We start from the raw sequence: 18,895 nt of genomic DNA on the forward strand, positions 1-18,895 counted from the left end.
CGCGGGAGGCCCAGATGACGACCGTGGACCGCTACCGGCTGACCTTCACCCATCCCGGACCGGATTCGCGCATGGTGACGGATGAGGTGGTCGTCGAACGGACGACTACCCACGGGCCGGGCGGCAACCCGGTGTACAGCGATCCCACCGGCATTCTCCGCGCCGAGATCAGCCCGGCCGGCGAGGTCCGCATGCTGGCCAGCGGCGCTTATCAGTCCCCGATCAATCCGGCTGCCGAACCGATTCCCTGACCGGCCGCGCGGCGCCCGGCCGGGAGCTTCGCGTCGGCGGCCGGGAGGTCCAGCGCGAAGCGAAGGCCCGGGCGGCCGTTCAGTTCGATGTCGCCGGTGACTAGGAACCCCGTGCGAGCCAGGACGGTCCGCGACCCGGTGTTGTCGGCGGTCGTTTTGGCCAGCAGGGTTTTCAGGCCGTGCTCGCCCGCGGCCAGGGCGCAGATCTCCCGGACGGCGTTCGTGGCGAGCCCCCGCCCGGCGGCCCGCTCGGCGACGCGGTAGCCGAGTTCCGCCGAGCCCTGTGCCACGGCGAACAGGTTGAAGCGCCCCAGCACCGCGCCGGCGCCGTCCACCACGAGATGGAAGAGGTCCAGCCCCGCCTCCTGGTCGGCCAGCAGCTCGCGAAGGCGGGCGTCGAACTGCGTGAAGTAGGCGTCGCCGCGGTCCGGGATCGACGCGGCGAAGTAGGCGCGGTTCTCCCGCTCGAACGCGAGCAGCGCGGGCGCGTGGTCGAGGCGGAGACGTTCGAGTCGTGGCATCCGGCCATGCTAGGGACCCGGGTGGCCCCGGGCACTTGGATTTCCTCCGCCGCGGTGGGGGTCCGGGCGTCCGGCGTGTCCCGATGCCGGTAGGACCTGCGGCGCGCCCCGGAACGTACGCCACCGACGTCACGCGGGTCGTACGAAGGGGAGTGATGCGCGAACGCCCGTACGGCGCCCCGTCGGTGGCCGTCGGTGTCACCCGGTGGCCGAAGGGCCTGCCGGATTCGGGACGGCCGGGGTGTCTTCGCCCTCCGGGTCGATGTGCGGGAGGATCCGGTCCAGCCAGCGCGGAATCCACCACGCACGGGCCCCGAGCAGGGTCATCACGGCCGGCACGAGCAGCAGCCGTACGACCGTCGCGTCGATCAGGACGCTGACGGCGAGTCCGAGTCCGAGCATCTTGACCACGATGTTGTCGCTCACGATGAACGCGGCGAAGACGCTCACCATGATCAGGGCCGCGCAGGTGATGACCCGGGCGGTGATCTCCAGGGCGTGCGCGACACTCGCCTTCGCGTCCCCGCTGCGCAGCCAGAACTCGTGGACCCGCGACAGCAGGAAGATCTCGTAGTCCATGCTGAGCCCGAAGATGATCGCGAACATCATCATCGGCACATAGCTCTCGATGGGCACTTTGCCCGACACCCCGAGCGCCGGCCCGCCCCAGCCCCACTGGAAGACGGCGACGACGACACCGTACGAGGCCGCGATGGACAGCACGTTGAGGACCGCCGCCTTCAACGCGACGAGCAGTCCGCGGAAGACGATCAGGATGATGATGAAGGCGAGCGCGACCACCACGAGGATGATGAGGGGCAGTCGGCTCGCGACGATGTTGCGGAAGTCGACCTGGGCGGCCGTGGTCCCGGTGACATAGCCCTTGGCGGACGTGCCGGACACGGCCTGCGGCAGCGTGGTGTCGACCAGACGGTTCGTCAGGTCGGTGGTGTCCTGGTTCTGCGGAGACACCTTGGAGAAGACGGTGCCCACCAGCACGTCTCCGTCCTGGGTGGTCGTCAGCGGCGTGACCGCGGCCGCACCCGACACGGCGTTGAGTGTCTTCTGCGCCTGCGACTCCAGCGCGGAACGCTGACTGGACGGAACGTCGGTCTGGTCGACGACCACGGTCAGCGGACCGTTGGAGCCGGGCCCGAAGGCGTCCGACATGATGTCGAACGCCCGCCGGTCCGTGAACGAGGTGGGATCCGCGCCGTCACCGATGTGCCCGAGCTGGATGGAGAACAGCGGGATGGCCAGCACCAGCACCGTGAAGAGGCCGCCGGACAGGAACCGCCAGGGATGCCGCTGCACACGAAGGGCGTAGCGGTGCCAGGTGCCGTGCGCGGGAGTCCCGGGGTCGGCATCCGTCTCCGCGACCGGCTTGCGCAGGTGATAGCGGTCGATGCGGGTGCCGACGAGCCCGAGCAGGGCGGGTACGAGGGTCAGCGCGCCGAGGACGGCCGAGACGACTGTCACCGCCGCCGCGAGGCCCAGTTTGCTGATGAAGGAGACACCGGAGACGGACAGCCCGGCCAGGGCGATGATCACCGTGCAGCCGGAGACGAGGACGGCCCGCCCGCTGGTGGTGGTGGCCCGGCCCGCCGCCCGCACCGGATCGGCGCCGTTGATGAGGTTCTGCCGGTGGCGGGTGATCAGGAACAGGGCGTAGTCGATGCCGACGCCCAGGCCGATCATGGTCGCGAGTGTCGGTGACACCGTCGCGAAGGTGAACGCGGCGGCCAGCAGGCCGAGACAGGCCAGGCCGCCCACCACGCTGATCAGCGCGGTCACCAGCGGCAGGCCTGCCGCGATGACGCTGCCGAATCCGACGAGCAGGACGACGATCGCCACCGCGAAGCCGATGGCCTCGCTGATCCGGTCGTTCGCGGCGGGCCTGGCCAACTCGCCCAGCGGGCCGCCGTACTCGACGTCGACGCCCGCTGACCGCAGCGGCTGCACGGCGCTGTCCACACCGTCGAGATACGCGTCGCCGAGGGTCGAGGGCTGCACATCGAAGCGGACGGTGATGTAGCCGGTCTTCCCGTCGTCGGACAGCGGTCCGACGTTCGGCTGCTGGGACTGCCCCGAGGGCGGCTGCGAGCCCGGCGGCGGCAGCGGATTCTGCGCCGACAGGACGTGCGGCAGCTTCTGCAGATCGCCGACGGTCTGGCTCATCTGCGAACTCAGCGACGTCAGGGGCTTCTGCGTGTCGCGCAGCACGACCTGGCTGCTGTAGCCGCCGGCCGCTGGGTCGTGCTTCTTGAGGACGTCCAGGCCTTCGGTGGACTGCACCCCTGGAAGGGTGAAATTGTCCGAGTACTCTCCGCCGAACGAGCGGTTCAGCCCCTGCAGCACGCCGAGCACGACGAGCCAGGCCACGATCACGATCACGAAATGGCGGGCACACCACTCGCCCAGCCGCTGCAGTCTCCCCGGCTTGCCCGGCTTGCTCTGCGAAGTGGCTTGCGTCGCCGACATGCGCTGCTCCTGCTGGAAGACGACACCTCCGACTCCGTCATTAGACGACGTGACGATCATCGCGGCCCGCCGAGAATCAGGAGCGGATCAGCCGCGCGGCGACCTCGGGCGACCGGTTCGGCAGTCCGGGATCTGTCGATCCGGCCGGTGCCCGTTCGTTCTGTCAGTGGGGCACCGGTGCCGAGCCGGTACGGAACGAAGGCTGTGATGAGGATGTACGAGGTACGGACGCTGCTCGAAGGACACGGGCTGGTCGAGTCACCGCGCTGGCACGGGGACCGGCTGTACTTTTCCGACTGGACGGCGGGCGAGGTCCTCGCCCTCGACCCGGCGAGCGGCCACAGCCACGTGGTCGCCCGGGTGGCGTCGCTGCCGCTGTGCACCGACCGGCTCCCCGACGGCCGCATGCTGATCGTCTCCTCCCCGGACGGCCTGCTGCTCCGCCGGGAAGCCGACGGCTCCCTGGTCACGTACGCGGACCTGGGCCGGCCCGGCTGGAACGACATCGTGGTCGACGGCCGCGGAAACACCTACGTGAACCGGGCCGACTTCGACCCGATGACGGGCGAGACGGCCAGGCCGGGCTCGGTGTCGCTGGTCACCCCGGACGGCTCGGTGCGCGAGGTGGCCGACGACATCGCGTTCCCCAATGGGATGGCCGTGACCCCCGACGGCTCCACCTTGATCGTCGCCGACTCCTACCGGCACAGTCTCGTCGCCTTCGGCATCGGCGCGGACGGCGCTCTGTCGGGCCGCCGCGTCTGGGCCGACCTGGGAGAGGGAACCCCGGACGGCATCTGCGTCGACGCGCAGAACGCCGTCTGGTACGCCGATGTACCGGGCCGTTGCTGTGTGCGCGTCGCCGAGGGCGGCGCCGTGCTGGACCGGGTCGACCTCGACCGGGGCGGCTTCGCCTGCGTACTGGGCGGCCACGACCGGCGGACGCTGTTCATCGTGGCCGCCACCTGGCGCGGTATGACGGAGTCCGAGATGGTGACACCCGGCTCCGGTCGGGTACTCGCCACGCGGGTCGAGGTGCCGGGAGCGGGCCGGCCCTGACGCCGTTGCCCGTCGGGCACCCCAACGGGGAAGCCGCCGGGGATGGTTCGGGTAAGCCGTGTGTCCGGGAGGTGGCGCCGGGCGGCCCGGGGAAGCCGTACGTCTGGAATGTGGCGTCGGGCGCTTCGTGGAGTTCGTGCGTCGGGGCGGCGCCAGTCGGACTGCGCGGGGAAGCCGTGCGTCGGGGGAGGGGTGCACGGGTCGGCTAGCAACTCCCCTCCAGTGGGGGCGGGTTGAGCGGTGCGTGCGTCGGTCGTCGGCGTTGTCACCCGGGGAGCAGGGCACACGGCAGGGGTTTCGGCGCGCGGTCGTAGGGATAACCCTCGATTGGCAGCAAGCGCATGTCATGCCTGGGTCAAGAGTGCGATCCTTCCTCCACCTGTACGGCAGGTGCCCCACGCCTGCCCTCAGTCGCGTTCCCGCACGCCCCTGCTCAGCTCTTCCCGGACAGCACATCCCGTCTGCCCGGTCTGTCACCGGCCGCCGACCGCGGCCGAAGCAGTAGGAGTACGAGTGAGACGTTTCCCCCGTCAGGCGACCGCGGCCGGAGCCTTGGTGGCCACCGCCGCATTCCTGGCCGTCGGTATACAGACGGTCCCGGCAGTCGCCAAGCCCGCCCCCCACACAACCCCCCTGCGCACCGGGGGCCTTGAGGCCAAGCTCACCCCGGCCCAGCACGTGGCGCTGCTGACGAAGGCATCGAAGCAGACCACGGCGATTGCCGGCACCCTCGGCCTCGGCCCGAAGGAGAAGCTGGTCGTCAAGGACGTCGTCAAGGACAACGACGGCACCCTGCACACCCGTTACGAGCGCACCTACGCCGGCCTCCCGGTGCTCGGCGGTGACATCGTCGTCCACACCCCGCCGGCCTCGCAGGCCACCGGCACGGTCAGCACGACCTTCAACAACAAGCACACCATCAAGGTCGCGAGCACCACCCCGGCCGTCACCAAGTCCGCTGCCGGGGCCCAGGCGCTCAAGGCGGCCAAGTCGCTCAAGGCGGAGAAGCCCGCCACCGACAGCGCCCGCAAGGTCATCTGGGCCGGTACCGGCACCCCCAGGCTCGCCTGGGAGACCGTGATCAGCGGCCTCCAGGACGACGGCACGCCGAGCAAGCTGCACGTCATCACGGATGCCACCACCGGCAAGGAACTCACGCGGTACGAGGGCATCGAGACCGGCACCGGCAACACCCAGTACAGCGGCGCGGTCACGCTGAACACCACGTTGTCCGGCTCGACGTACCAGCTGACCGACTCCACCCGAGGCGGCCACAAGACGTACTCGCTGAACAACGGCACCTCCGGCACCGGCACCCTGATGACCGACGCCGACGACGTCTGGGGCACCGGCGCGGGCTCCAACACCCAGACGGCCGGCGCGGACGCCGCGTACGGGGCCCAGATGACCTGGGACTTCTACAAGAACACCTTCGGCCGCAGCGGCATCAAGAACGACGGCGTCGCCGCCTACTCCCGCGTCCACTACAGCACGGCGTACGTCAACGCCTTCTGGGACGACAGCTGCTTCTGCATGACGTACGGCGACGGCACCAGCAGCACCCACGCGCTGACCTCGCTGGACGTCGCGGGCCACGAGATGAGCCACGGTGTCACCTCCAACACCGCGGGTCTGAACTACACCGGTGAGTCCGGCGGTCTGAACGAGGCGACCTCCGACATCTTCGGCACCGGTGTCGAGTTCTACGCCAACAACTCGACCGACGTGGGCGACTACCTCATCGGCGAGAAGATCAACATCAACGGCGACGGCACGCCGCTGCGTTACATGGACAAGCCGAGCAAGGACGGCAGCTCCGCCGACAGTTGGTACTCCGGTGTCGGCAACCTGGACGTCCACTACTCCTCGGGCCCCGCGAACCACATGTTCTACCTGCTCTCCGAGGGCAGTGGCAGCAAGGTCATCAACGGCGTCACCTACAACAGCTCGACCTCCGACGGCGTGGCCGTCGCGGGTATCGGCAGGGCCGCGGCCCTGCAGATCTGGTACAAGGCGCTGACGACGTACATGACGTCGAGCACCAACTACGCGGGTGCCCGTACCGCCGCGCTGAACGCCGCGACGGCGCTGTACGGCGCCAGCTCCGCCCAGTACGCGGGCGTGGCGAACGCGTTCGCCGGCATCGCCGTCGGCAGCCATGTCACCCCGCCGACGAGCGGTGTGACCGTGACCAACCCGGGCAGCCAGTCCTCCACCGTCGGCACCGCGGTGAGCCTGCAGGTCTCGGCCAGCAGCACCAACAGCGGCTCCCTGACCTACGCCGCGTCCGGTCTGCCGACCGGTCTGTCGATCAACAGCTCGACGGGCGCCATCACCGGCACGCCGACCACCGCGGGGACGTACAGCACGACCGTCACCGTGACGGACAGTACCGGCGCGACTGGCACCGCGTCCTTCACCTGGACGGTCAGTACCTCGGGCGGCGGCGGCACCTGCACCTCGGCGCAGCTGCTCGGCAACCCCGGCTTCGAGTCGGGCAACACCACCTGGACCGCGTCCAGCGGGGTCATCACGACCGACACCGGCGAGGCGGCCCACGGCGGCTCCTACAAGGCGTGGCTGGACGGCTACGGCTCGACCCACACCGACACGCTGTCCCAGTCGGTGGCCGTCCCCAGCGGCTGCAAGGCCACGCTGACGTTCTACCTGCACATCGACACCGCCGAGACGACCACCAGCTCCGCGTACGACAAGCTGACGGTCACGGCCGGATCGACCACGCTGGCGACCTACTCCAACCTCAACAAGGCCACCGGCTACGCGCAGAAGAGCTTCGACCTGTCCTCCTTCGCCGGTTCGACCGTCGCGCTCAAGTTCAGCGGCGTCGAGGACTCCTCGCTGCAGACCAGCTTCGTCGTGGATGACACGGCCCTGACGACCAGCTGACCGGCAGTCCCCCCATCCCCCCACAACGGCCGCGACGTGGGTCCTCTCGGAGGACCCACGTCGCACGCCGTTCCGGGCCCTACTCGAACCGGGAGGGGTCACCCGCTCCGATGCGTACGAACTCGGGCTCGGCGCCGGAGAAGTCGATGACGGTCGTCGGCTCGGTGCCGCAGTCGCCGGAGTCGATGACGGCGTCCACCACGTGATCGAGGCGGTCCTTGATCTCCCAGCCCTGGGTCAGCGGCTTGTCCTCCTCCGGCAGGAGCAGGGTGCTCGACAGGAGCGGTTCGCCGAGTTCGGCGAGGATCGCCTGGGCGACGACATGGTCCGGGATCCGCACCCCGACGGTCTTCTTCTTCGGGTGCAGCAGCCTGCGGGGAGCCTCCTTCGTGGCCGGCAGGATGAAGGTGTAACTGCCGGGAGTCGCCGCCTTCACCGTGCGGAAGACCGTGTTGTCGATCCGTACGAAGTGCCCCAGCTGCGCGAAGTCCTCGCACATCAGCGTGAAGTGGTGCCGTTCGTCGAGCTGGCGGATCGAGCGGATGCGGTCGATCCCGTCCCGGTTGCCGAGCGCGCAGCCGAGGGCGAAGCAGGAATCCGTCGGGTAGACGATCAGCCCGCCGCTGCGGACGATCTCCGCCACCTGGCTGATGATGCGCCGCTGCGGGTTCTCCGGGTGAACGTCGAAGTACTTGGCCATGCTTCGAGCTTAGGGGGTGACCCCGATGTGACCCGCCGAGCCGCACCCGGTCACCTCCGGACGGACCGAGCCCCGGCACCGGCCACGAGCCCCGGCACCGGCCACGAGTACCGGCACCGTCCGCCAGTACCGGCACCGGCGTCCCGTCGGTCGTCCGGGGACATTTCCACCGGTGGTTTCGCGCCCGGATTCTTTTCCCCGGTCACGGCTATAGGAACCTCGAGGTCGTCTCGCTACCCTCCGCCGCATGATTTCCACGGTGGTCTGGGGTACCGGCAATGTCGGCCGCGCGGCCATCCGCGCCGTCGAGGCCCACCCGATGCTGAAACTCGGGGCCGTGCTCGTCCACGACCCCGGCAAGGTCGGCCGCGACGCGGGCGAACTCGCCGGGCTCGACCACGGCCTCGGCGTCGCGGCGAGCGACGACATCGACGCCGTCCTGGCCGCGGGCCCCGGAGCCGTGGTCTACGCGGCCACCGGTGACATCCGCCCCGATGAGGCCCTCGCCGACATCGGCAGGGCGATCCGGGCCGGTGCGGTGGTCGTCACGCCCGCCCTCTATCCGCTCTACGACCAGCGCAACGCCCCGCCGGAGTTCCGGGACCCGATGCTCGCCGCCATCGCGGACGGCGGCGGCTCCCTGTTCGTCTCAGGAGTCGATCCGGGCTGGGGCAACGACGTCCTGCCCCTGCTGATCAGCGGTCTCGGCAGCACGGTCGACGCCATCCGCTGCCAGGAGATCTTCGACTACTCCACGTACGAACAGGAGGAGTCCGTACGGTACTTGGTCGGCATGGGGCAGCCGATGGACTGCGAGCCGCTGATGCTCGCCCCGTCGATCCCGACCATGGTGTGGGGCGGCCAGATACGGCTCATGGCGCGGGCCCTCGGCGTCGAACTCGACGACATCCGCGAGACGTTGGAGCGGCGCCCGCTCAAGGAGACGGTGAACACCCGCACCATGGGCGAGTTCGCGGCCGGCACCCAGGGCGCCGTGCGCTTCGAGGTGCTGGGGATCGTCGGGGGAGAGCCCCGGATCGTCATCGAGCACGTCACCCGTATCCACGCGTCATGCGCTCCGGACTGGCCGACGCCGCCCGACGGGGACGGCGCCCACCGCGTGATCATCGAGGGCCGCCCGCGCATCGAGGTCACCGTCGCGGCCACCGACGAGGGCGAGAACCGCTCGGCCGGCGGGAACGCGACCGCGGTCGGCCGCCTGGTCGGCGCCATCGACTGGCTGGTGGACGCGGAACCAGGGCTCTACGACGCACTCGATGTCCCGCTGCGCCCCGCAGTCGGCCGACTCGGAAGGAAGTGACCCATGACCCTGCGCATCGACATCCCCGAGGGACAGGAACCGATCGGATACGTGTGGGGCGAGATGGTGCCCGGCATCGGCATGGCCGCGGCGAACTTCTCCCTGTCGGTGTACGAGCACACGACGCTGGGCCTGCGCGAGTTCGAGGCCGCCCGCCTGCGCATCGCGCAGATCAACGGGTGCCGGTTCTGCCTCGACTGGCGTACGGAGCGGGAGGGCCACAAGGTCGAGGAGGCGTTCGCGGACGCGGTGACCCAGTGGCGTACCGCCGACACATTCGACGACCGGACACGGCTGGCCGCCGAGTACGCCGAGCGGTACGCCCTGGACCACCACGGCCTGGACGAGGAGTTCTGGACACGGATGACCGCGCTGTACAGCCAGCGGGAGATCGTGGAGCTGACCATGAGCATCGGCTCCTGGCTGGCGTTCGGCCGGCTCAACCATGTCCTGGGCCTGGACGCCGTGTGCGTGCTGCCGACCCATTGAGCGGATCCGGGCCGCTCGGCGAATCCGGCCCACCGGGCGAGTCGGGGCCGGACGGCCCGGCTCGTTAGAGGTCCACGGCGATGATGTTCTCGATGTTGCGTTCGGCGAGGGCCGTGATGGTGACGAACGGATTGACGCTGGTGTTGCCGGGAATCAGCGCGCCGTCGATGACGTACAGGCCCGAATAGCCCTGCAGGCGGCCGTAGTTGTCGGTGGCCTTGTTGAGCACGGCACCGCCGAGCGGGTGGTAGGTGAGGTGGTCGCCCCAGATCTTGTACACGCCGAAGAGATCGGTCCGGTAGATCGTCCCCTCCTTCGCGTTGATCTTGTCGAAGATCGACTTGGCCATGTCGATGGCGGGCTGCTTCCAGGCGGTCTGCCAGTTGAGGTCGACGGAGCCGGTGGCGGCGTTCCAGGAGAACTGGGCGCGGTTCGGGTTCTTGGTGATGGACAGGTAGAAGGACGCGAAGGTCTCGATTCCGGTGGGCAGGGGCGCGACCTCGGCGAACGCGCCGCCGGCGGTCCAGTTGTCGATGCCGCCGCAGGGAATGCTGGCCTGGAGCGAGCCGGTCGGATCCCACAGCTGGTTGGCCCGGCCGCACATGACGTTGCCGTTGTCGCCCCAGCCCTTGCCGATCTCGCCGTTGAGGCCGGGCAGTGCGCCGGTTGCCTTCAGTTTGACCAGGAGCTTGCTGGTTCCGACGCTTCCGGCCGCGAAGAACACCCGGTCCGCGGTCACCGTCTTGGAGGCCGTGGCGTCGCCGTTGGTGTTGAGCTGGTCGATCAGGACGGTGTAGCCGCCGCCGGACGCGGGCGAGACCGAAGTGACCTTGTGCAGCGGTGAGACGGTGACCCGGCCGGTGGCCGCGGCCTGGGCGAGATAGGTCTTCTGGAGGGACTTCTTCCCGTAGTTGTTGCCGTAGAGGATCTCCCCGGCGAGCGCCGACTTGGTGGCGGTGCCCGCGGCCTCCTGTTTCATGTAGTTCCAGTCGTACACGTCGGGCACGAAGACGAACGGGAAACCGGAACGCTGGGCCTGCTTACGGCCGACCCGTGCGTACTGGTAGCAGTCCGTGGTGTCGAACCACCCCGGGTCGACGAGACCGACGCCGAGCGCGGCGTTGGCGCGCGGATAGTAGGTCGCGTACATCTCGTCGGCGTTCACCGACGGGAGGATGGCGCCGAAGTTCTCCCGTTTGGGGGTGACCGCCATGCCTCCGTTGACCAGCGATCCGCCGCCGACGCCACGGCCCTGGTACACGATGATCTGGCCCATCTCCTCGGCGTCCAGGATCCCGGTGTAGCGGGGTACGTCCTTGTCGATGGGGAAGCCGAGGAAGTTGCTGAGCGGCTGCTTGGTTCTGGTGCGCAGCCAGTACGAACGGTAGTCCGGGCTGGTCGTGTTGGCGAAGATCTTGCCGTCCGATCCCGGGGTGTCCCAGGCCATGCCCATCTCGACCATCTGCACGTCGACGCCCGCCTGGGCGAGGCGCAGGGCGGCGACCGAGCCGCCGTATCCGGTGCCGATCACCAGGACGGGGACGTGTGCTCCGGAAGGGATCGACGAGGCCGCCGTGGCGATCTGAGCCGGGGCCGCGACGGCGCGGCCGGCGAGGGTCACTGCTCCAAGAATAGAACCTGTTCCAGCAATGAATCGTCGGCGCGAGACACCTCTGGAATCCTCGTTGTGCTGGTTGATGTCACCCATGTGACACTCCTCACTCTCGATGAGTGGGAACAGGTTCTACTGTTACTGGCTTGTTAAGTCACTACATACCGGTTGGTAACTTGTGTCCGATCTTGGGGTGATCGGCGAGGTCTGATCCGCTTGCTCTTGACTTCACAAGACCCTCGCGCGACATTTCTGACGCTGCATCAGAACCCGTACGGCGGGGGCCTGTCGGCTCCCGGAACACGGAACGCCTCCCCATTCCCTCGCCCTGCTGGAGCGCCCTGCCATGTCCCCGAGCGCCGACCCCGCCAGACGTACCGACTCCTTCTCGGCACCCGGCCCGTCACGGCGCCGGGTCCTCGGCGCGGCGACGGCCGCCTCGCTCGCACTCGCCACCGGAGCGGCCGGAGCCGAAGCCGCCGAGGCGGCCGACCTGCCCCTGCTCGGCACGTACGACGTCGTCGTGGTCGGCTCGGGAGCCGCCGGGATGACCGCGGCCCTGACCGCCGCGAAACACGGACTGAGCTGCGTCGTCCTGGAGAAGGCGCCCACCTTCGGCGGCTCGGCGGCACGCTCCGGCGCGGGCATCTGGATCCCCAACAACCCCGTGATCCTCGCCGCAGGCGTCCCCGACACCCCGGCGAAGGCCGCCGCCTACCTCGCGGCCGTGGTCGGCCCGGACGTCTCCGCCGACCGGCGCCAGGCCTTCCTGGGCAACGGACCGGCCATGATCTCCTTCGTGATGGCCAACAGCCCGCTGCGCTTCCGCTGGATGGAGGGGTACAGCGACTACTACCCGGAGCTCCCCGGCGGCCTCCCGGGCGGCCGCTCCATGGAGCCCGACCAGCTCGACGGCAACATCCTCGGCGCCGAACTCGCCCACCTGAATCCGGCGTACATGGCGGTCCCGGCCGGCATGGTCGTCTTCAGCGCCGACTACAAGTGGCTCACCCTCGCCGCGGTGAGCGCGAAGGGCGCGGCCGTCGCCACGGAGTGCCTGGCCCGGGGCACCAACGCGGCGCTGCTCGGCCAGAAGCCGCTGACCATGGGCCAGTCGCTCGCGGCCGGACTGCGCGCGGGCCTGCTCGCCGCCCAGGTCCCGGTCTGGCTGAACACCCCGCTGACCGACCTGTTCGTGGAAGGCGGTGCCGTCACCGGCGCCGTGGTCACCCGGAACGGCGCGTCCGGACTGGTCAGGGCCCGGCGCGGGGTCATCGTCGGCTCCGGCGGCTTCGAGCACAACGCCGCCATGCGCGCCGAATTCCAGCGGCAGCCCATCGGGACCGCCTGGACCGTGGGCGCCAAGGAGAACACCGGCGACGGCATCCAGGCGGGCCGACGTGCCGGTGCGGCGCTCGACCTGATGGACGACGCGTGGTGGGGCCCGGCCATCCCGCTGCCCGACCAGCCCTACTTCTGCCTCGCCGAACGCACGCTGCCCGGCGGCCTGCTGGTCAACGCCGCCGGAGCACGCTTCGTCAACGAGGCCGGGCCCTACAGCGATGTCGTGCACACCATGTACGACCGCAACCCGAGCGCTCCGGACATCCCGGCGTGGCTGGTCGTCGACCAGAACTACCGCAACCGCTACCTGTTCAAGGACATCGCGCCGACCTTCACGTTCCCCGACTCCTGGTACACCTCCGGCGCCGCCTGCAAGGCGTGGACCCTGGACGACCTCGCCGGCCGGATCGGCGTCCCCGCGGCCGCCCTGCGCACCACCGTCAGCCGCTTCAACAGCCTGGCCCTGAGCGGCACGGACACGGACTTCCACCGCGGCGTCAGCGTCTACGACCACTACTACACGGACCCCGCCGTCCTCCCCAATTCCTGTCTCGCCCCCCTGTGGCTCCCGCCGTACTACGCCCTGAGGATCGTCCCCGGCGACCTGGGCACCAAGGGCGGCCTGCGCACGGACGCCCGCGCACGCGTCCTGCGCGCGGACGGCACGTTGATACCCGGCCTGTACGCGGCGGGCAACGCCAGCGCGGCCGTCATGGGCCACAGCTACGCGGGAGCGGGCTCGACGATCGGTCCCGCGATGACGTTCGGGTACGTCGCGGCACTGGACATCGCGGCGACCTGACGGAGACGGAGGGCGGGACCACCGACCCGGCCCCGCCCCAAGCCGTCAGCCACTCTTGCCGTCACCCTTGCTGTCGCTGTCGCCGTTCTCGTCGCTGCGGAGCCGTGGCGTCAGGACGAGGATGGAGACGTCGTCGCGGATCGAGGGGCAGAACTCGACGAGGTCCTGCCACACGCAGTCGATGAGCTCGTCCGGGGGCTCCTCGGCGAACGCGGCCAGCCGATCCGGCAACGGGTAGAAGGCGCCGGCCTGATCCCGGCTCTCACTCACGCCGTCCGACGCCACGAACAGCCGATCGCCGGGCTCCAGGTCGACGGTGCGCACGTGCGGCGGGGACAGCTCGAAGAACCCCAGCCCCAGCGGGGACCCCGGCTCGGTGTCGAGTTCGACGGCCTTCGTGCCGCGCAACAGCAGTGGGTAGGGGTGCCCGCAGGACACCAGCCGCACCGTGTCGGTGCCGGGTGGGAACTCCAGGAGCAGCGCGGTGGCGAACAACTCGGCGTGATCGACCGCCGCGGAGTCCACCACCAGCCTGCGATCGAGCCGGGCCGCGGCCGCCTCCAGATCGCGCTGGTCCAGCACCGTTTCCCGGAACGCCCCGAGAAGCGAGGCGACCGTCCCCACGGCCGACAGCCCGTGTCCCTGTACGTCACCCATCACGGCCCGGACCCCGAAGGGCCCGTCGCGTACGTCGAAGAAGTCACCACCGACCAGCGTCTCCCGCTGCGCGGCCCGGTACAGCCCCGCGCAGCGGACCGGACCGACACGGTCGGGCAGCGGCGGCAGAACCGCGAGCTGGGCGGCCTCCGCCACCGACCGCACGGTGACCAGATGCGCGTCCCTGCGGCTGCGGACGAGGGCCACGAAGACGCTGAGCACGGCGATGAAACTGATGGTGAGGAGGTCCGCGTTGCCCGGACGGTTGAGCTGCAGGGCGGGGATGGTCAGCAGGAAGACGACGATCGCGCCGAAGCCGGCCGTCGCCAGAGGCCCGTAGGAGAGGACGGCCAGGGAGGGAATGGCGCCCAGCAGAAAGCCGATGTCCAGTGAATGACTGCTCACGAGCTCACCGACGCAGACCCCTACCAGCAGGACCGGCGGCAGCAGCCGCACCCAGCGCGGAGGGGGCGAGCCGCGCAGCCATCCCCGGTGGTCGTCACGCCGACCGGGCGCGGCCTTCGTGGCCATGGCACTCCTCCTTCAGCCACCACGCTCCCCCATTCCGTGCCGCAGCGCATTCCGATCGGCCCGCGCAGAGCCCCGCCACCACGGGGACGGGGCTGACCGGGCTCCACAGGCCGGATGCCCGTCGACGGCGATTCATCCCACCGCCGTCCTGGCTGTCTCGGCGGGCGGCCCGATCAGCGCGGGTCGGGTACGGCCTTTCGAAGCCCCGCACGGATTGCTCCGGGGCGAGAGTTCACCGGATCGGGTGAGCGACCAATCCGCCGGACCCCCGGATCCGGATTCCGACCGTGACGACAGGACAGAACTACGTGCATGCCCCGGCGACTTGGGTACGGAACGCGCTCGGCGCCCTGAGCGGGCTTCTCGCCGGGTTCGCCGCCCTCGCCGTCGCCCAGTTGGTGTCCGCGTTCGTACGACCCGAAGCGGGCCCGGTCGTGGCGGTCGGCGGCGCCGCGATCGACCGCACACCGCCTGGGGTGAAGGACTGGGCGATTCGTCACTTCGGCACGAACGACAAGCTCGTTCTCCAACTCGGGATCCTCGTCGTCCTCGCGCTGTTCGCCTGTGTGCTCGGCGTGCTCGCGGTGCGCCATCGCCGCGCGGGCGCGCTGGGAGTGCTGCTGTTCGGTGTGATCGGCGGTGCCGCCGCGATCAACCGCCCCGATTCCACGAGCTGGACCGACGCCCTGCCGTCGGTGGCTGGAGCGCTGTGCGGCGCACTGCTCCTGCACGTCCTGACCGGCCGGCTCGTCACCGCCCGGCCCGCACCCTCCGCGCCGGATGTCGCGCCGGAGGTGTTGCCGGATTCCGAGTCGGCGTCCGCGCCGAATCACGCGCCGGATTCCGAGGCCGCCGCGGACGCCCCCGGGACGGCCGACGGGCCTGCCGTCCCGGCCACCACGTCGAGCGAGCCGCTGTCCGGCTGGGACCGGCGCGGCTTCATCGTGGCCGCCACCGCGGCCGCCGCGGCATCGGCCGGGGCCGCGGCACTGGGCCGGTCGCTGAACGGCTCCCGTGGCCAGAACGCCGTCGCCTCCCGCTCGGACCTCGTGCTGCCCGTCGTGGCGTCCCAGGCCGCGCCGATTCCCAGGGGGGCGCAGGTTCGTGTGCCCGGCGTCAGCCCCTTCGTGACAGCGAACGCCGACTTCTACCGGGTGGACACCGCCCTGGTGGTCCCCAAGGTGGACGCCACCGGCTGGCGGCTGAGGATCCACGGCAAGGGCGTGACCCGCCCCATGACCCTGACCCTCGACGGACTGCTGCGGCGCGAGCTGATCGAGCGGGACATCACGCTCACCTGTGTGTCCAACGAGGTCGGCGGCCCCTACGTGGGCAACGCCCGCTGGATCGGAGTGCGCCTGGCCGACCTGCTCGCCGAGTGCGGGGTGCGACCGCCGTCCACGGGCGGCCCGGCCGATCAGCTGGTGGCGCGCTCTGTCGACGGGATGACGATCGGCAGCCCCGTGGACGACGTGATGGACGGCCGTGACGCTCTGCTGGCCGTGGGGATGAACGGCCGGCCGCTCCCGTTCGAGCACGGCTTTCCGGTGCGGATGCTCGTACCCGGGCTGTACGGCTATGTGTCGGCGTGTAAGTGGATCAAGGAAATCGAGCTGACCACCTTCGACGCGTACGACCCGTACTGGGTGAAGCGGAAGTGGGCGCGCAGGGCTTCGGTGAAGACCCAGTCCCGTATCGACACACCCAAGCCGTTCGCGCGGCCCAGGGCGGGCACCGTCATGGTCGCCGGGGTCGCCTGGGCCCAGCACCGCGGGATCGACAAGGTCGAGGTGCGGGTCGACGACGGGCGCTGGCAGGAGGCCCGGCTGGCGGCCGAGGACACCGTCGACACCTGGCGGCAGTGGTCCTTCCCCTGGCGGGCCACCAGCGGTGGCCACACCCTCACGGTCCGGGCCACCGACCGCACCGGTCACGTACAGACCGAGAAACGCACCCGGACCATTCCCGACGGCGCCGACGGCCGGCACTCGGTGGTCGTCACCGTCGACTGAAGGCGACCGAAAGCCGTGTCCGGCACGTTCCCGCCGGACACGGTGGATGCAGCGGACAGGTGGACACGGCGTACAGGGTGGACACGGCGGACTTCCGGCGCTCAGGGCTCCGCGGGCTCCTCGGTCGCCGCCGTGTGCAGATGGGCGAGCGCGTCGAGTACGACGGTGTGCCGGTGCCAGGAGAGCCAGCGGCCCACCACGAGGCCGGTGGTCTCCAGGGCGCGGAGCTGGGCGCGGGTGAACCCGGGCAGCGGCCGCTCGTGGTGCGAGGAGGCCATGCCGATCGGCACACCGGCCCGGTTGACCAGGGGCACGCTGTGACAGGCCCGGCTGCCCGCCCGCAGGATGACGTGTCGCGAGCCCTCGTCGAAGACCTCGGCGGTCGCCACGTCGCGGACGGTGACCTGTCGGCGGTCCTCGGCGGCCTGGGCGCACGACGTCGTGGGCGAGTCGACGAACGCGAAGAAACTCGTGAACTCGCGCTCGAGACCCACGTGCCGCACCATCCGCAGCCGCCCTCCCTCCGCGAGCTGGACGTTGCCCATCCCGGTCTGGGTGACGTCCAGGACCCGGTGCAGGGCGGCGCTCAGCACCTCGCCCTGGTGCGTGCGATCGGCCCCGGCGGTCCGCAGGCCGGGCAGCGGGGGAGGGGGCGTCCGGGTGCGTTCCGCGGCACGGGCCGGTCCCTCGGGGCTGTGCCCGGTCCGTACGACCGCGTCCGCCAACGTGTGCAGCTTGATGTTGAACCGCTGCGACGCGTCGCGCAGCAGGGTGAACGACGCCTCGGGCGCGGGCAGCCGGTAGCGCTCCATCAGCACGCCCTGGGCCAGCGAGATCGCCGGGTGCGCGTGCAGACGCTCCTGCAGGTCGGCGTTCTGTTCCCGCAACCGGACGATCTCCTGGCGCAGGCCGGCGGGGTCCGCGTCCGGCTCGGGGACACGTCCCTCGGCGGCGGGTGGGAGCTGTGACTCCTGGCTCATCGTGTACGGCATCCTCACTGACGGCGTCGGTTTCCACCAGCAGCCCGAATACCCACGGGAAGGCAGTGCGGGCCGCCGCCGCACGGCCGGGGCGCGCGACCGCGCGGCCCGCGGACATCACGCGGTGCGTGCCTGCTTCCCAAGCACTGGCGCCGACCCTATCCCGGGGAGCCGTCCGCTCCGCAAGAGATCCGGCCGAGATCCGGCCGAGCTCTCTGCGACGCGACGGGCCCGCCCCGGCCCCGCGTCGTCCGGTCGGCGAGCCCGAGGAGGCCCGGCCCGCAGTCCCGGGGCATGGTGGAGGGGTGACAGGACTGGCCGTGCTGTTCGCGCTGCTCGGGGCCGCCAGCAACGCGATGGGCACGGCATTCCAACGCAAGGCGGCCTCCCGCGTCGCCGAGGGCGGCGGACTGCGGCTCATCCTCCAGCTGGCCCGGCAGCCCCCGTGGCTCATCGGCATCGCCGGGGTGGCCGGGGCCGCGCTCTTCCAGGCCCTGGCACTGGCGAACGGGCCGCTGTCCCTGGTGCAGCCCCTGTTCATCCTGGAACTGCCCTTCGCCCTGATGATCGCCATCCCGTTGCTGCACCGCCGCCTGCCCCGCGCGGGATGGTGGGCCGTCGCCGGTGTGGTGGCCGGCCTCGGTCTGGTCCTCTTGGCGGCCGCTCCCTCGGGAGCACGGTCCGACGCCGCCATGGAACGCTGGATCCCGGTACTGATCCTGTGTCTGGGAACCGTGGCCGTCGCGGTCGCCGTCGCCCGTCCGGGCCGCCCGCCGCTGTTCCGCGCCGCCGTGCTGGGATCGGCGTCGGCCATCAGCAACGCGCTGACCGCCGCGCTCCTGAAGTCGGCCGTGGGCACGCTCGATGACGACGGCTTCGTCGCCTTCCTCAGCGTGTGGCAGACCTATGGATTCGTCGTGACCGGGGTCGCCGCCGTCCTGCTGCTGGAGAACGCCCTGCAGGCGGGCCCCCTGGTCGCCTCGCAGCCCGCGCTGACCATCGGCGACGCGACACTGAGCCTGCTGCTCGGCGTCACCCTCTTCGACGAGACGATCCGCACCGGCTGGTGGCTGCTCCCCGAACTGATCGGGGCCGGGGTGGTCCTGTGGGGCGTCCTGCGCTTGACCCGGGTGGTACCGCACCTCGCGGACATGGCCCATTGACACTCGGCCGGCCCGGTGCCGGTGCCGAAGCCCGAGCGACGGACACCGACTGGCCGACACTCGCT

General features: G+C 70.5%; 14 protein-coding genes. 8 read left to right on the forward strand and 6 right to left on the reverse strand.

Annotated elements, in window-relative coordinates; translation table 11 throughout:
- Window positions 1-14 precede the first annotated feature (14 nt).
- Window positions 15-251 (forward strand): DUF6296 family protein, encoded by a 237-nt coding sequence (locus ACZ4N5_RS23545; RefSeq protein WP_355850685.1) that lies wholly within the window; start codon window positions 15-17, stop codon window positions 249-251.
- Here ACZ4N5_RS23545 and ACZ4N5_RS23550 read toward each other — a convergent pair.
- Together ACZ4N5_RS23550 and ACZ4N5_RS23555 are read right to left on the reverse strand one after the other, a co-directional pair.
- Window positions 212-772, reverse strand: coding sequence for a GNAT family N-acetyltransferase (locus ACZ4N5_RS23550; protein ID WP_467759027.1), 561 nt, complete (start codon window positions 770-772; stop codon window positions 212-214). The two genes, ACZ4N5_RS23545 and ACZ4N5_RS23550, sit on opposite strands and share 40 nt — an antisense overlap.
- Before the next feature lie 198 nt (window positions 773-970).
- Window positions 971-3,253, reverse strand: a complete 2,283-nt coding sequence (locus ACZ4N5_RS23555; RefSeq protein WP_467759028.1) for an MMPL family transporter — start codon at window positions 3,251-3,253, stop codon at window positions 971-973.
- A gap of 207 nt (window positions 3,254-3,460) precedes the next feature.
- On the opposite strand from ACZ4N5_RS23555, the gene ACZ4N5_RS23560 reads away from it, so the two are divergent.
- Window positions 3,461-4,312 (forward strand): SMP-30/gluconolactonase/LRE family protein, encoded by an 852-nt coding sequence (locus tag ACZ4N5_RS23560; protein ID WP_467759029.1) that lies wholly within the window; start codon window positions 3,461-3,463, stop codon window positions 4,310-4,312.
- Between the two features lie 513 nt (window positions 4,313-4,825).
- Complete coding sequence (locus tag ACZ4N5_RS23565; protein ID WP_467759030.1) at window positions 4,826-7,219, forward strand: M4 family metallopeptidase; 2,394 nt, start codon at window positions 4,826-4,828, stop codon at window positions 7,217-7,219.
- Between the two features lie 79 nt (window positions 7,220-7,298).
- On the opposite strand, the gene ACZ4N5_RS23570 is transcribed toward ACZ4N5_RS23565, so the two are convergent.
- On the reverse strand, window positions 7,299-7,919 hold the full coding sequence (locus ACZ4N5_RS23570) for an L-threonylcarbamoyladenylate synthase (protein ID WP_467759031.1): 621 nt from the start codon (window positions 7,917-7,919) through the stop codon (window positions 7,299-7,301).
- Window positions 7,920-8,166: 247 nt separating this feature from the next.
- Between ACZ4N5_RS23570 and ACZ4N5_RS23575 the strand changes: the two genes are divergently transcribed.
- Window positions 8,167-9,240 carry an NAD(P)H-dependent amine dehydrogenase family protein gene (locus ACZ4N5_RS23575; protein ID WP_467759032.1) on the forward strand — a complete coding sequence of 358 codons (1,074 nt, stop codon included), beginning with the start codon at window positions 8,167-8,169 and terminating at the stop codon, window positions 9,238-9,240.
- A 9-nt stretch (window positions 9,241-9,249) separates the two neighbouring features.
- Complete coding sequence (locus tag ACZ4N5_RS23580; protein WP_467759210.1) at window positions 9,250-9,729, forward strand: carboxymuconolactone decarboxylase family protein; 480 nt, start codon at window positions 9,250-9,252, stop codon at window positions 9,727-9,729.
- Between the two features lie 64 nt (window positions 9,730-9,793).
- Here the strand turns inward: ACZ4N5_RS23580 and ACZ4N5_RS23585 are convergent, their stop codons facing one another.
- Complete coding sequence (locus ACZ4N5_RS23585; protein ID WP_467759033.1) at window positions 9,794-11,437, reverse strand: GMC oxidoreductase; 1,644 nt, start codon at window positions 11,435-11,437, stop codon at window positions 9,794-9,796.
- Between the two features lie 250 nt (window positions 11,438-11,687).
- Between ACZ4N5_RS23585 and kstD the strand changes: the two genes are divergently transcribed.
- A complete protein-coding gene (gene kstD / locus ACZ4N5_RS23590; RefSeq protein ID WP_467759034.1) occupies window positions 11,688-13,487 on the forward strand; it encodes a 3-oxosteroid 1-dehydrogenase in 1,800 nt (599 codons plus the stop codon).
- A 45-nt stretch (window positions 13,488-13,532) separates the two neighbouring features.
- Here kstD and ACZ4N5_RS23595 read toward each other — a convergent pair whose 3' ends face one another.
- A complete protein-coding gene (locus ACZ4N5_RS23595; RefSeq protein WP_467759035.1) occupies window positions 13,533-14,675 on the reverse strand; it encodes a PP2C family protein-serine/threonine phosphatase in 1,143 nt (380 codons plus the stop codon).
- A gap of 287 nt (window positions 14,676-14,962) precedes the next feature.
- Between ACZ4N5_RS23595 and ACZ4N5_RS23600 the strand changes: the two genes are divergently transcribed.
- Complete coding sequence (locus ACZ4N5_RS23600; RefSeq protein WP_467759036.1) at window positions 14,963-16,687, forward strand: sulfite oxidase; 1,725 nt, start codon at window positions 14,963-14,965, stop codon at window positions 16,685-16,687.
- Between the two features lie 101 nt (window positions 16,688-16,788).
- On the opposite strand, the gene ACZ4N5_RS23605 is transcribed toward ACZ4N5_RS23600, so the two are convergent.
- A complete protein-coding gene (locus ACZ4N5_RS23605) occupies window positions 16,789-17,667 on the reverse strand; it encodes an ANTAR domain-containing protein (RefSeq protein ID WP_467759037.1) in 879 nt (292 codons plus the stop codon).
- A gap of 305 nt (window positions 17,668-17,972) precedes the next feature.
- Here ACZ4N5_RS23605 and ACZ4N5_RS23610 point away from each other — a divergent pair, with 305 nt between their 5' ends.
- Window positions 17,973-18,830: a DMT family transporter gene (locus ACZ4N5_RS23610; protein ID WP_467759038.1), complete on the forward strand. Its 858-nt coding sequence runs from the start codon at window positions 17,973-17,975 to the stop codon at window positions 18,828-18,830.
- Window positions 18,831-18,895: the final 65 nt, after the last annotated feature.

The sequence above is a fragment of the Streptomyces sp. NPDC026500 genome (assembly GCF_055567635.1).